This window comes from Lactobacillus rizhaonensis, from assembly GCF_036246345.1.
GTDB classification, from domain to species: Bacteria; Bacillota; Bacilli; order Lactobacillales; family Lactobacillaceae; genus Lactobacillus; species Lactobacillus rizhaonensis.
The window spans coordinates 133,726-146,763 of the sequence record NZ_BTTV01000001.1; the positions used below are offsets into that span (position 1 = coordinate 133,726).

The window sequence follows — 13,038 nt, forward strand, 5'->3', positions numbered from 1 at the left end:
AGACAAACGAATTATTTGTTCCTATTCCAATAGATCACAAAACTTAGCATTTGTAATTTTTTGCAAATCTTGCGGTTTTAAAAAAACACTGCGTCCAATTTTACCACTTGAAACTGCTATCTCGTTTTCTTTAGACATACTTTCATCAAGAAAAATAGGAAAATGATGTTTAAAATAAATACCAATAGGCGTATTGGCACCGTGAGCATAACCTGTAGTTTTTTCCAAATCTTTTAAAGGCAGCATTTCACATTTTTTGTTCCCAGAATTTTTCGCTAATTTCTTCATGCTTAAATGTTCTGTTACTGGTACAACCCCTACTAGAACTTTAGTATTATTTCCAGAACAAACGAGAGTTTTATAGACCAAATGTTCTTTCTCGTTTAAAATGGATGTATCCATTTGTGCTACGCCGCCCGAATCCTCGTGGGTGGCAAATTCTGCTTGACGATATGGAATCTTGTTCTTGTCTAAAATTTTTTCGACAAGTGTTTTTTCAATATTATTTTTCTTTTTTGACATATTGATCACCCTTTTCATGATAGCATTACAAAAAGGGAAAATAAAAAGGAAGTTTAAAAAATAATGAAATTATTGATTATTAAAATTGAAACTAGTCACGAAGTTGAAGATGCCTTAAACATATTTAGTAATGATGTCTTGCATTGTTTGGGCACCGAAGCTCGAAAGAGGTCTGACTTTGAACATGCTGGCTGGAAATCTGACTCAACAATCATTAAGCTTGATGAAATAAATGATTTACCTGAAGATTTACAGTTTTTAGCTTATTTTGATAGTGATCAAGATAAGGGAGAATTGATTGAAGAATACAAGCAAAAGTTATCTGAATTAAAAAGCTATGGTTTAAAAATAGGAAAAGCAGAAATAAGTGCTTCCTACATTAAAGATGAGGACTGGAATACTGTTTGGCAAAAGTTTTATCATCCAATTGATTTTTCTCGCCACTTGGCAATAGTACCTGAATGGGAAGAATATCAGCCGGTTTTCCAAGACCAAAAGTTGATAAAATTAGATCCTGGTTTGGCTTTCGGCACGGGTTCTCATGAGACAACGCAGTTAGCCCTGATTGGACTTGAGCAAACCCTTATAAGACCCAAAAAAGTTTGTGATGTTGGCACAGGTTCAGGAATTTTGGCTATTGCTTCTTCTTTTTTGGGAGCCAGTTCTGTTATGGCAACTGATATTTCAGATGAAGCAATTACTGCTGCTAAAGAAAATATATCTTTGAACAATTTAACTAATATTAAACTTAAAAAAACAAGCTTATTAGATAATGTTCAGGATAAATATGATATTATAGTTGCTAATATTTTGGCTGAAATACTCCTTGATTTAATTCCGGAGTTAAATAATCATCTTAATGAGGGTGGACAGGTCATTTTTTCAGGAATAGATTGCTCTCAGGCAGCAAAAATAAAGAAAGCCTTAACCGAAAATGGGTTCAAGGTTGTCCTATCAATGCAAAGTGGCCGCTGGATAGGGTTAATTATTGAAAGAAAAGATAACTAAAATGAGTTATAATAGATAATTAAATTAGTAAGGACTAACAAGTTGATTGACAAAATAAAAAATATACCTGTAATTAAAAAGATAAATAGTTATGAGGTGACACCAGTAATTTGCTGGAGCATTTTAGTCATGATCCTGCCGTTATTATTTAGTCTTTTTTCAATAGAGACTATTTGGCGTGTAAGTTTATTATTTATATTAGGTAACAGCTTTATCAGTTACCATGTTGGTAAACTAATTAAAAAGCGCAATCTCAAACATTATTGGCTTTTATTAATGCCGGGGTGTTTTTGTTTAATCGTTTTAATTAAATATGCTAATTACAACTTTCTGTTTGGGTTAATCTATCTCATTTTAGAAATTTTTGGCGTAATGGATAATCAAATTTATGCATAGCATTAGAAGGGTCGATTTATATGTCAAAGTACATTGAAATGACACATGAGCAGGTAATAGATACCTGTAAAAAATATATGAATGATGATCAAATTGCATTTGTCGAAAAAGCTTATGAATTTGCTGCAAACGCACATAAAGAACAAAAAAGAGCTTCAGGACAACCCTATATTGTTCATCCGACTCAGGTGGCTGGTACGCTTGCTAATTTGAGTCTTGACCCTGACACAGTTGCTGCAGGCTTTTTGCACGATACTGTAGAAGATACGCCAGTTACAAATGACGATATAAAAGAAAAATTTGGCAAAGATGTTGCTTTTATTGTTGATGGTGTCACTAAGCTAAATAAATACCAGTATAAATCACACCAGGAATTTTTAGCTGAAAACCACAGGAAAATGCTAATAGCTATGGCCAAAGATATTCGGGTAATTATGGTTAAACTGGCTGACAGACTTCATAATATGCATACTTTAGAGCATCTGCGTCCCGATAAGCAACGCAGAATAGCTTCAGAAACAATGGATATTTATGCACCCTTAGCAGATCGTCTGGGTATTGGGACAGTTAAATGGGAACTTGAAGATATGAGTTTCCATTACTTGAATCCTAAAGCATACTATCGCATTGTTAATTTAATGAGCCTTAAGCGTAGCCAAAGAGAAAAATTTATTCAAGATGCCATCAAGACGCTTAAGGAAAGCTTGGACAGTCTGGGAATTAAATACGAAATATATGGCAGACCCAAGCATATCTATTCTATTTATAAAAAGATGGTTAACAAGCACAAAGATTTTAATGAAATCTATGACTTATTGGCTGTACGGGTTATCGTTAAAACAGTTAAGGACTGTTACGCAGTGTTAGGAGCTGTTCATACGAAATGGAAACCAATGCCTGGCCGTTTCAAAGACTATATTGCTGTTCCTAAGGTAAATGGTTACCAGTCTCTGCATACGACTATTATTGGACCTGGCGGCCGACCACTTGAAATACAAATTAGAACAGAACAAATGCATGAAATTGCTGAATATGGTGTTGCCGCCCACTGGGCTTATAAAAGAGGTAATTTTAAGGGTGTAGAACAGACCAGTTCAAATGAAAAACTGGATATGGTGCGCGAAATTTTAGAATTAAAAGATGAAACTCAAGATGCCGATGAATTTATGAAAAGCGTTAAGAGTGAAATTTTTTCTGATCGCGTTTATGTTTTTACCCCCAAAGGCGAAGTTTACGAGCTGCCAAAAGGGTCAGTAACTTTGGACTTTGCTTATGAAATTCATACTCAGGTTGGCAGTCATGCAGTAGGAGCTAAAGTTAATGGTAAATTAGTACCTTTAGACTATAAGCTAAAAAACGGTGATGTCATTGAAATTATGACCCAATCTAATGCGACGCCATCTCGTGATTGGGTTGATTTGGTTAAAACTTCCCGTGCTCGCAATAAAATTAGGCGGTATTTTAGAAACCTTGACCGGGACCACAGTATCGAGCAGGGTCAGCAAATGGTTGCCGATAAATTGCGTGATCAGGGACTTTCACCAAAAGAATTTATGTCTAAAGATCATATCGAACCACTTTTGGAACAAATTAATTATCATACTGCTGATGAGATGTATGCCTCAATAGGCTTTGGTGATTTATCTGCTATTGGTGTAGTTAATAGACTGACAGCTGATTTACGCCGTGAAAACGAGAAAAAGAAGCAAAAGCAGCTAGAAGAAGAAATTCTTAACTCTGGGCAAAAGTCTGTCTCGGAAACAACAACGACTAAAAAAGATTCTAAAGCAATGAAGATCAAGCATAAAAATGGTGTCATGATTCAAGGTATTAGTGACTTGATGCTTCATTTAGCTAAGTGTTGTAATCCCGTCCCTGGAGATGAAATTGTTGGCTATGTTACTAAGGGCCGTGGCGTAACTATTCATAGAACAGATTGCCGCAATATTGTTAATAACGATGATAGCCAAGGCAGATTGATTGAAGTTCAATGGGAAAATGTTGAAGAAAATAGTGTCCAAGCCTTTAATGCTAATATTGAAGTTTTTGGTTACAATCGAGGGAAGCTGCTTACCGACGTAATCACTAAATTAAATACACTGACACCAAATATTAATAATATTTCAGGTAAAGTAAATGAAGATAATATTGCTCATATCTATGCGACAGTTGCAGTTAATAACTCTGCACAATTAGATGGAATTTTATCAAAATTAAGAGATATTCCTGATGTTTACCAAACAAGGAGGGCTGATAATTAATGCGAGTTGTCGTTCAAAGAGTAAATAATGCCAGTGTCAAAATTGCAGGCAATACGGTTGGACAAATTAATAAAGGTTTGTTATTGCTGGTTGGTTTAAAAGAAGGCGATGGGGTAGAGCAAATTAAAAAAGCTGCTACCAAGATTGCCAAAATGCGAATTTTTGAAGATGAAGATGGCAAAACCAATTTGGCAATTAAAGATGTTGGCGGACAAATCTTAAGCGTGAGCCAATTTACTCTATTAGCTGACACTAAAAAAGGTAATCGACCAAGTTTTATCAAAGCTATGAAACCACCAAAATCCGCAGAATTATGGGAGCAGTTTAATGAAGAACTCAAAAAAAAGGGCTTAACTGTTGAAACCGGAGAATTTGGTGCAGATATGCAGGTTGATTTACAAAATGATGGTCCTTTTACTATTGTGCTGGATCTGTAAAAATTAGGCTTAACAGCACTACAGGTTGACTTTTTGCCAGGAAAACTATAAGCTAAAAAAGAATTATCAATGACAAAGACTGAAGTATAGTTTTAATTTCAGAGACCGTCTGTTTGCTGCGAAGACGGAAAACAAACTAGCTGTGACCACTTTACCAGATAATAATCGCATCGCGAGCGTTATTCGCAGCAGGTAAAAGGTGGTACCGTGCTAATTCAGAGCGCCCTTGATTTATTCAAGGACGTTTTTTTATTAAAAGGATGATTAAATGAGAGTTCAAAGACCTAAAGGGACAGTTGATATTTTGCCAGACGAATCAGGTTCATGGGAAAAAGTAGAACAAATATTGCGTGATTTCTTTAAACAAGCAAATTACCGGGAAATTCGGACACCAAGTTTTGAAAATTATAGCGTTTTTGCTCGTTCAAGTGGTGAAACTTCAGATGTCGTTGAAAAAGAAATGTATGACTTTAATGATAAAGGCGGTAGGCATATTGCTTTAAGGCCAGAAGGAACAGCTGGAGTAGTTAGAGCTTATGTAGAAGATAAACTATATGCGCCTGAAGTGGTTAAGCCCTTAAATGTCTACTATATTGAGTCGACATTTCGATATGAAAGGCCTCAGGCAGGTCGTCAGCGTGAGTTCCATCAAATTGGTATAGAAAGTTTTGGTTCGGATAATCCCTTAGCTGATGTAGAAACAATTGTTTTGGCACATGATTTATTGGCCAAACTGGGTGTCAAAAATTATGAATTGCATATTAATACCTTAGGAAATGCTAAGGTTCGTCAGGATTATCATGACGCTTTAGTTAATTACTTTACACCTTTTAAGGATCAGCTTTCAGATGATTCAAAAAGGCGGTTAGAAAAAAATCCTTTGCGAATTTTAGATTCCAAAGATGAACAGGATAAGCAATTTTTACCTAATGCTCCTAGAATAATTGACTATTTAGATGCGGAATCAAAAGCAAATTTTGATCAGATTTTAGAAATGCTGGATCAATTGGACATTAGATATGTGATAGATAATGACTTAGTTCGTGGACTTGATTATTATACTGGTGTGATTTTTGAATTTATGGTCGAAGATAAAAGTATTTGGGAATCTGCTTCAACAATTTTAGGTGGTGGTCGTTATGATAACCTAGTTAGGGAATTTGACGGACCAGCTACACCCGCTGTTGGTTTTGGTATCGGAGAAGAACGGTTAATGCTGGTATTACAAAAACAAAATCCTGCTCTTTTTGCAGATCAAGGCATTGATTTCTTCATTACTAATATCGGTCAAGAAACACAGGTAAAAGCTGTTGAAATTGCCCGTCTATTGCGTAAAAACGGACTAAAAGCTCAATATGATGTTGACCAAAAGAAATTAAAGGCTCAATTTAAAAAGGCTGACAGAGCAAATGCTAAATTTGTTATTACTCTTGGCGCTAAAGAATTATCCGACGGAGTTTTAAATGTTAAGCGACTTTCTGATGGGCGAACTTTCAAGTTCAGTTTTGGTGATCTTGAAAATATGAATGCAGTAATGAAACAATTAAAGGAATAAAAATGAAACAAGTAGAAAAAAGAACTGATTATTGTGGCAATATTACCCCCAAATATCTTAACCAAGAAGTAAACTTATATGGTTGGGTTCAACGGGTACGTAACTTGGGTAATTTGGTATTTATTGATTTACGCGATCGCGAAGGTATAGTTCAGATAGTCGTTAACCATGATTCAGGTCAAGACTTGATGACTATCGCTGACGCACTGGGAAATGAATTCGTTATTCAGGTTAAAGGAAAAGTAGTTAAACGCTCCAGTATTAACCCAGATATGAAGACCGGAGAAGTTGAAGTTGACGCTAATGAAATCATTATTTTGAATAAAGCAAAGAACCCACCTTTTGAAATAAAAGATGATGTTGAAGTTGCTGAACAAACCAGATTAAAATATCGCTATTTGGATTTACGTCGACCAAGCTTGCAAAATGCGATCATTTTGCGTTCAAAAATATTGCAAGCCACGCATGAATTTTTTGATCAAAACGGTTTTATCGATATTGAAACACCAATATTGGGAAAATCCTCCCCTGAGGGAGCACGAGACTATTTAGTTCCTTCCAGGATTTATCCAGGTAGTTTTTATGCATTACCGCAATCTCCTCAACTTTTCAAGCAATTATTAATGGGAGCTGGCTTTGATAAATATTATCAGTTGGCAAGATGTTTTAGAGATGAAGATTTGCGCGGTGATAGACAACCTGAGTTTACTCAAATTGATATGGAAACGTCTTTTACTGATGAGCAACAGGTGCAGGACTATACTGAGGGTCTATTAAAGAAAATTATGAAAGATGTAATGGGGATTGAGTTAAAAACGCCAATTGCCCGTATTTCATGGACTGATTCAATGAATAAGTATGGCACTGACAAGCCTGATATTCGTTTTGGTATGTTGATTCACGATTTAAGCTCTGTTTTTAAAAATAGTGCTTTCAAAGTATTCTCTGGAGCTATTGCCAATGGTGGTTTTGTCAAAGGAATTGCAGTAAGAGGCGGTGCACAAAAATATTCTCGTAAACAAATTGAGAAAAAGCAAGACTATATTAAGCGCTATCATGCAAAAGGTCTGGCTTGGGTTAAGTTTGAAGATGGAGAATTTTCTGGACCTGTTTCACGGTTTTTAACTGCTGAAAATAAATCCGCACTAATTAATGAATTTGAGTTAAAAGGTGGGGAATTAGTAGTATTTATTGCTGATAAATGGAAAGTTTGCTGCGATTCACTTGATCATTTGCGTCGTGAATTTGCCAAAGAAACTGATATTATACCTAAGCACGTATTTGATTTTATTTGGGTAGTTGACTGGCCATTATTTGAATACGATGAAGGTTTCGGCAAATGGATTGCTGCACACCATCCTTTTACAATGCCGGATGATGAGGGCATCAAGCTCCTTGATACTGAACCGCATAAGGCTCATGCACGCAGCTACGATATCGTTATGAATGGTGACGAGCTTGGTGGAGGATCCATTCGAATTCACAAGCGGTCAATTCAAGAAAAAATGTTTAAGGCTCTCGGCTTTACCAAAAAGCGTGCCTACGAGCAATTTGGTTATTTGCTTGAAGCGTTAGATATGGGATTTCCACCTCATGCTGGTCTTGCCATTGGACTTGACCGATTTGCAATGCTTCTTGCAGAAAAAGACAATATTCGTGACGTACTGGCATTTCCAAAAAACGCTAATGCATCTGAACCAATGATGCATGCTCCGGCGCCTGTATCTGATCAGCAATTAAGTGATTTGGGTATAGTTGTCGAAGATAAGTATCATGATGATGTTGCAAAGATTGAAGCAAATTTAAGAGCACAGGCTGAAAAGGACGCTGCACAAAATACCACTTGGGATTAGCAAATTTAAAAATATTTTTTAATTAGAGCACAAGAGCTGTGAAGAAATTTTCACAGCTTTTGTGCTTTTTTATTTGTCCTCATTCATTTTTGCTTGAGGACATTTTCTTATGATCTAGCCTTTTCATAGATTTATATAATAAAAGTTGGGGGGTGTAATATTGGGTAAAAATAATGTTGATTTAAAGACTGGAACAGCTGTATCAATGTATTTTATAAAATATAATCAAATTATCAAGCTAGATCCACATAAAACTGCACTTTATAAAAATATATAATTCTACTGTTCCTATTGCCAGGGCTGCAATTAGGCTTTAAATAAAATTGCTTTTAGTATTTAATAATGAGAAAATTATTATTCAGTTTTATACTAGGAGGAGATATTATGACGGATAAATTTCACCGTGCCTTCGGGTGTTATGGTATTATTGGTGATCAACAAAGTTTAGTTGTTATCAAAAAAGAGGGTGGACCTTATATAAATCGTTATGACTTGCCAGGCGGCAGTTTGGAAGATGGAGAGCCATTAGACCATACGGTTAAGCGAGAAGTTAACGAAGAAACTGGATTAGTTGTGCAAGACTATGATCAAATTGGTGTTACCTCATTTAGATATCCATGGGACTATGAACAATGGCATTTTAATCAACATATCTGTGTTTTTTATAAAATCAATAAGTTTAGTGGTAATTTACAAACTACAGTTAAACAGTTTACGGGGCAAGATTCTTTAGGAGCTGTATCAGTTCCTCTAGAACAGCTCAATCTGGCGAATTCTTCGCCTTTGGTATTAAAAGCAAAAGAGATTTTGTTAAAGCCGGACAAGGTTGACTTATCAGACCAAACTTTTGCTAATTGGATTGTATTGGATCACCCAGTTTTTTAAACTAAAAAAGCGGTTAAGGAAAATTTCCTTAACCGCTTCTGTTTATACATAATTACCGCAAATTTTGTAAAAATGCGAGTGCTTTTGCATAGTTAGGTTCATTGGTTAACTCATGAATAAGTTCTTGATACAAGACTTTTTTATTTTCGTCTACAATCCAGATACTTCTGGAATCGAATTTCGTAGCGTCAATAAACAAACCCATTTTTTTGCCAAAGTCAAAACTCTCGTCTGACAAAAGCTCCATTTTGGATACACCCTCTGCAGCACACCAATTTTTCTGTTCTTCTGGAGTATTGGTAGAAATAGTATAGAAATTAATGCCATTAAAGTTATCGACTTCGCTGTTAAAGCGTTTAGTAGAAATACTGCAAACGCTTGTATTGATGTTAGGCACTACACTAATCAAAGTAACGTTATTAACCAAATCATTAGTTGATGCAACTGAACCATCCGACCTTTTTACTTGAAAATCTGGCAGTTTGTCACCAATTTTGATTGGTTCTCCATTAGTTGATAGTGGCTCACTTTTCATTGTTACTTGCATAATCATTACCCTTTCTCAAAAATAAAAACAATTACCATTTAAAGTTTAACCTATCAAAGAATAGTAACTCAATAAATCAGCTTTTTAATTGCTTTCAGTATAACTACTAATACGTTTAATAGCTTCTTTTAAGTTTTCATCAGATGAAGCATAGGATAGGCGCACATATCCTTGTCCGCCAGCACCGAAATAACTGCCAGGTGTTACCCCAACTTTGGCTTTTTCAGCTAAATCACTGGCAAACGCTACATCATCACAGCCAAATTTACTTGGAATTTTAGCAAAAATATAAAATGCCCCTTCAGGAGTAGCCATAGTGTAGCCATTTTTCTCAAGTCCATCCTGAAGAAGATGCATACGCTTTTGATATTTTTTTCGCGCAGCAACATAGTCCTGGTCTCCGTGATTCAAAGCCTCTGTAGCGGCTGCTTGAACATTGTCAGTCACTGCGGAAATTAAAAATGAATTCACCTTTATCATTGATTTCATTAACTCAGCAGGTCCAGCTATATAGCCTATACGCCATCCAGTCATGGCGACACTTTTTGAAAGCCCCGATAATAAAACAGTTCTTTCAGGAATGAATTGTGTCAATGAGTAATGCTTTTTTTGACCATAAATTAATTCAGCATAGATTTCATCACTGACAGCGAAAATGTCATATTTAGTAATAACAGCTGCTAACTCTTGCAAGTTTTTCTTTGAATAAACTCGTCCTGTTGGGTTAGACGGATCAGTGATAATAACAGCCTTTGCGCCTTTTCCCTCATTTTCCAAAGTTTCCGTTAATTTTTCCGGAGTTAAAAGAAAATGATCATTAGAAGTATCTACTTGAACTGGAATTCCGCCAGCCATTTTAATGATTCCAAAATAGACTCCCCAAACAGGGGTAGGTACAATTATTTTTTCTCCAGGATTGACTAAAGTCATGGCGGCAATATTCAATCCTTCAGAAACTCCAACTGTCGCACAGAGTTCACTTTTGGGATCATATGTAACACCTAAGCTTTTTGCTAGATATTTACTAACAGCTTCCAGGTATTTTTCTTTTCCAGCTTCAGGAGCATAATGAGAGTCATCACTATTGATGTCATCAATTGCCGCTTTTTTTATGTGTTCTGGAGTATTCAAGTCAGGTTCACCAATAGTCAATTTTATTATTCCTGGTATTGTGGAAATTTTTTGATTGAAGGATCTGATCGCTGGATTAGGTATGTTACTAATTTTCGAATTAATTTTTGCTGATAAATTTTTTGCTAATGTTGGCATAAAAAGAACCTTCCTTTTTTTATTGAAACCATATTATAACCCAGTATGTATCTAATTAAAATTAAGAAAAAGTATTTTTTTATAAAGTTTGAATTTAGTGTGTTTCCTAAAATTTTGTTATAGTTAATTAAGGAGGTTGAGATAAATGGATCAAGATCAAAAAGCTAAAAGGCTAAAAGAACTAACACCAGACCAGTTTCAAGTTACTCAAGAAGCAGCTACAGATTATCCTTTTAGGGGAAAATATGATGATTTTTATCAAAAGGGAATCTATGTAGACATTGTTTCTGGGGAGCCTTTGTTTTCAAGCGAAGATAAATATGATGCTGGTTGTGGCTGGCCTAGTTTTACCAGGCCAATTAAGAAATTGGTTTATCACCGTGATCAATCACATAATATGGAAAGAACTGAAGTTAAAAGTCCAGAAGGTGATTCACATTTGGGACATGTCTTTGATGATGGTCCTACTGATAGGGGAGGACTTAGATATTGCATTAACTCCTCAGCTTTAGACTTTATTCCTTTTGATCAATTGGAACAAAGAGGATACGGTGAATACCGTAAACTTTTTAAATAATAAAAATTATGTAAAAAGACCTGATTTTCAAAATCAGGTCTTTTTCACTGTTTAAACTATTTCTTGCTCCTTAAAACTGCCATAAACTCGTTCTACTTCAGTAACACTCATAAAAGCATAAGGATCGCTTTTTTTAACAATATGTAGAACGTCATACATATCATATCTATCAATAACTGTAATTAGAACTTTTTTCTCGTTATGGCTGTATGCACCCTCAACATCATGAAAAATAGTGATGCCCCGATGCATTTTTTCCTGAATACCATCAATGATTGTTTTAGGCTTTTCTGTAACAATAGTGACTTGTAATTTTTGATGCTGGGTATATACAGTATCGATTACACGGCCATTGATAAAAATTGTTAGGGCTGAATAAAGTGCGCGAGTCCAACCGAAAGCAAAACCCGCAGCAGCAATGATAATTAGGTTAATCAAAATACTGATTTTACCGTAACTAGTACCTGTTTTCCTTTGAATAACAATTCCAATGATATCCAGTCCTCCAGTTGAAATACCATTCTTCAAAGCAAAACCTGTTCCCAGTCCGTTGATCATACCACCAAAAATAGCACAGACAAGGGGATCAATATGCATATTTACTGGCTGAATGACTCTCATCATAATTGAACCGAGTATGACAGTAATAATGGTAAAGAAGGTAAATTTATGTCCAATTTTAACCCATGCTAAAAGCAACAGGGGCAAGTTAAGAACAAAATAAAGGACTGAAGTTGACAAGGTAAATGGCAAATATCGCTCACTCATAGTGTTAATCAATTGTGCAAAACCAGTTACTCCCGAAGAGTACATGTGGCCAGGTGTCCAAAAGAAATTTAAAGCTACTGCAACCGCTAAAGAATAGAAAAAAGATGCAGAAATTTTTGAAAGTAGATTATACCGTCGATTGAACGCGTCAAGTTGATCCATTGATAATAAATCCTTTTTTATTAAGCACTCTAGTTAACTTTTTTATAAAAATAACAAAATACTAGTTTTCATATTAAATATAAAAACTAGTATTTTTCTTAAGTATATTAACACAACTACCCAAAATTTAAAGCACTTTTGGGCAAAACTTTGGTTATTTTTGCCAATGTTTTTTTATAAAATCTGCTCTACCACCGGACTCTTCAAGATTGTACCTGAAAGGATTTTTTTTGTAAAAATCTTGATGGTAATCTTCTGCAGGATAAAACGGTTTAGCTGGCTCAATTTGAGTAACAATGGGGTCATCGAATTTGCCGCTTTTTTGTAAAGCTTCTTTTGAATTTTCAGCTGCTTCTTTTTGAGCAGGTGAATTATAAAAGATTACTGGACGATAGTTATCTCCACGATCCTGAAATTGTCCGCTTGCGTCTGTAGGATCAGTTACTTGCCAGTAGTAGTCCAATAATTTCTGATATGACATAATTTTAGGATCAAAAGTTATTTCCACCGCCTCTGTGTGACCAGTAGTTCCAGTGCAAACTTGCTCATAAGTAGGATTAGGGACATGACCTCCTGTATATCCAGAAATCACTTTTTTAATTCCAGGCAGTGAATCAAAAGGTTTAACCATGCACCAGAAGCACCCACCAGCGAAAATCGCAGTATCTAATTTTTCATTATTTGCTTGCATAATTTGGCCCTTTCTATGAACTAAAATCTGTTATTGCCTACTTCTATTTTATTTTTTGAGCCACCTTACTGCAATTAATCAGCCTAGAGATTCTTTAAACTTGGCGA

12 protein-coding genes are annotated in these 13,038 nt (G+C 35.4%); 7 read left to right on the top strand and 5 right to left on the bottom strand.

Features of this window, described 5'->3' with window-relative positions; translation table 11 throughout:
- Positions 1 to 21: 21 nt before the first annotated feature.
- Positions 22 to 522, bottom strand: a complete 501-nt coding sequence (gene ybaK, locus AAA915_RS00670; RefSeq protein WP_338198955.1) for a Cys-tRNA(Pro) deacylase — start codon at positions 520 to 522, stop codon at positions 22 to 24.
- Positions 523 to 585: 63 nt separating this feature from the next.
- On the opposite strand from ybaK, the gene prmA reads away from it, so the two are divergent.
- The 6 genes from prmA to AAA915_RS00700 all read left to right on the top strand — a co-directional run bounded on the left by prmA (position 586) and on the right by AAA915_RS00700 (position 8,917).
- Positions 586 to 1,530: a 50S ribosomal protein L11 methyltransferase gene (gene prmA / locus AAA915_RS00675; RefSeq protein ID WP_338198957.1), complete on the top strand. Its 945-nt coding sequence runs from the start codon at positions 586 to 588 to the stop codon at positions 1,528 to 1,530.
- 416 nt (positions 1,531 to 1,946) lie between these two features.
- The gene (locus tag AAA915_RS00680) at positions 1,947 to 4,187 is read left to right on the top strand and encodes a RelA/SpoT family protein (RefSeq protein WP_338198960.1); all 2,241 of its coding nucleotides are present in this window, start codon (positions 1,947 to 1,949) and stop codon (positions 4,185 to 4,187) included.
- Positions 4,187 to 4,624 carry a D-aminoacyl-tRNA deacylase gene (dtd, locus tag AAA915_RS00685; protein ID WP_338198962.1) on the top strand — a complete coding sequence of 146 codons (438 nt, stop codon included), beginning with the start codon at positions 4,187 to 4,189 and terminating at the stop codon, positions 4,622 to 4,624. Before AAA915_RS00680 ends, dtd begins: the two co-directional genes overlap by 1 nt.
- A gap of 268 nt (positions 4,625 to 4,892) precedes the next feature.
- Positions 4,893 to 6,179: a histidine--tRNA ligase gene (hisS, locus tag AAA915_RS00690; RefSeq protein WP_338198964.1), complete on the top strand. Its 1,287-nt coding sequence runs from the start codon at positions 4,893 to 4,895 to the stop codon at positions 6,177 to 6,179.
- 2 nt (positions 6,180 to 6,181) lie between these two features.
- Positions 6,182 to 8,032, top strand: coding sequence for an aspartate--tRNA ligase (gene aspS, locus AAA915_RS00695; protein ID WP_338198966.1), 1,851 nt, complete (start codon positions 6,182 to 6,184; stop codon positions 8,030 to 8,032).
- 384 nt (positions 8,033 to 8,416) lie between these two features.
- Positions 8,417 to 8,917 (top strand): NUDIX hydrolase, encoded by a 501-nt coding sequence (locus AAA915_RS00700; protein WP_294604405.1) that lies wholly within the window; start codon positions 8,417 to 8,419, stop codon positions 8,915 to 8,917.
- Positions 8,918 to 8,969: 52 nt separating this feature from the next.
- Here the strand turns inward: AAA915_RS00700 and tpx are convergent, their stop codons facing one another.
- Both tpx and AAA915_RS00710 read right to left on the bottom strand, forming a co-directional pair.
- Positions 8,970 to 9,464, bottom strand: a complete 495-nt coding sequence (gene tpx / locus AAA915_RS00705; RefSeq protein ID WP_338199807.1) for a thiol peroxidase — start codon at positions 9,462 to 9,464, stop codon at positions 8,970 to 8,972.
- 84 nt (positions 9,465 to 9,548) lie between these two features.
- Entirely contained in the window at positions 9,549 to 10,733 is a 1,185-nt protein-coding gene (locus AAA915_RS00710; RefSeq protein ID WP_338198970.1) for a pyridoxal phosphate-dependent aminotransferase, read from the bottom strand.
- 145 nt (positions 10,734 to 10,878) lie between these two features.
- Between AAA915_RS00710 and msrB the strand changes: the two genes are divergently transcribed.
- Positions 10,879 to 11,310 carry a peptide-methionine (R)-S-oxide reductase MsrB gene (gene msrB / locus AAA915_RS00715; RefSeq protein ID WP_338198972.1) on the top strand — a complete coding sequence of 144 codons (432 nt, stop codon included), beginning with the start codon at positions 10,879 to 10,881 and terminating at the stop codon, positions 11,308 to 11,310.
- A gap of 51 nt (positions 11,311 to 11,361) precedes the next feature.
- Here msrB and AAA915_RS00720 read toward each other — a convergent pair whose 3' ends face one another.
- Positions 11,362 to 12,240, bottom strand: coding sequence for a YitT family protein (locus tag AAA915_RS00720; protein ID WP_338198974.1), 879 nt, complete (start codon positions 12,238 to 12,240; stop codon positions 11,362 to 11,364).
- Positions 12,241 to 12,394: 154 nt separating this feature from the next.
- A complete protein-coding gene (msrA, locus tag AAA915_RS00725; protein ID WP_338198976.1) occupies positions 12,395 to 12,931 on the bottom strand; it encodes a peptide-methionine (S)-S-oxide reductase MsrA in 537 nt (178 codons plus the stop codon).
- Positions 12,932 to 13,038 lie beyond the last annotated feature (107 nt).

Excerpts from the sequence above, each read along its gene's own strand:
- ybaK (WP_338198955.1), bottom strand. The coding sequence starts at position 522 with ATGTCAAAAAAGAAAAATAATATTGAAAAAACACTTGTCGAAAAAATT.
- prmA (WP_338198957.1), top strand. The coding sequence starts at position 586 with ATGAAATTATTGATTATTAAAATTGAAACTAGTCACGAAGTTGAAGAT.
- AAA915_RS00680 (WP_338198960.1), top strand. The coding sequence starts at position 1,947 with ATGTCAAAGTACATTGAAATGACACATGAGCAGGTAATAGATACCTGT.
- dtd (WP_338198962.1), top strand. The coding sequence starts at position 4,187 with ATGCGAGTTGTCGTTCAAAGAGTAAATAATGCCAGTGTCAAAATTGCA.
- hisS (WP_338198964.1), top strand. The coding sequence starts at position 4,893 with ATGAGAGTTCAAAGACCTAAAGGGACAGTTGATATTTTGCCAGACGAA.
- aspS (WP_338198966.1), top strand. The coding sequence starts at position 6,182 with ATGAAACAAGTAGAAAAAAGAACTGATTATTGTGGCAATATTACCCCC.
- AAA915_RS00700 (WP_294604405.1), top strand. The coding sequence starts at position 8,417 with ATGACGGATAAATTTCACCGTGCCTTCGGGTGTTATGGTATTATTGGT.
- tpx (WP_338199807.1), bottom strand. The coding sequence starts at position 9,464 with ATGCAAGTAACAATGAAAAGTGAGCCACTATCAACTAATGGAGAACCA.
- AAA915_RS00710 (WP_338198970.1), bottom strand. The coding sequence starts at position 10,733 with ATGCCAACATTAGCAAAAAATTTATCAGCAAAAATTAATTCGAAAATT.
- msrB (WP_338198972.1), top strand. The coding sequence starts at position 10,879 with ATGGATCAAGATCAAAAAGCTAAAAGGCTAAAAGAACTAACACCAGAC.
- AAA915_RS00720 (WP_338198974.1), bottom strand. The coding sequence starts at position 12,240 with ATGGATCAACTTGACGCGTTCAATCGACGGTATAATCTACTTTCAAAA.
- msrA (WP_338198976.1), bottom strand. The coding sequence starts at position 12,931 with ATGCAAGCAAATAATGAAAAATTAGATACTGCGATTTTCGCTGGTGGG.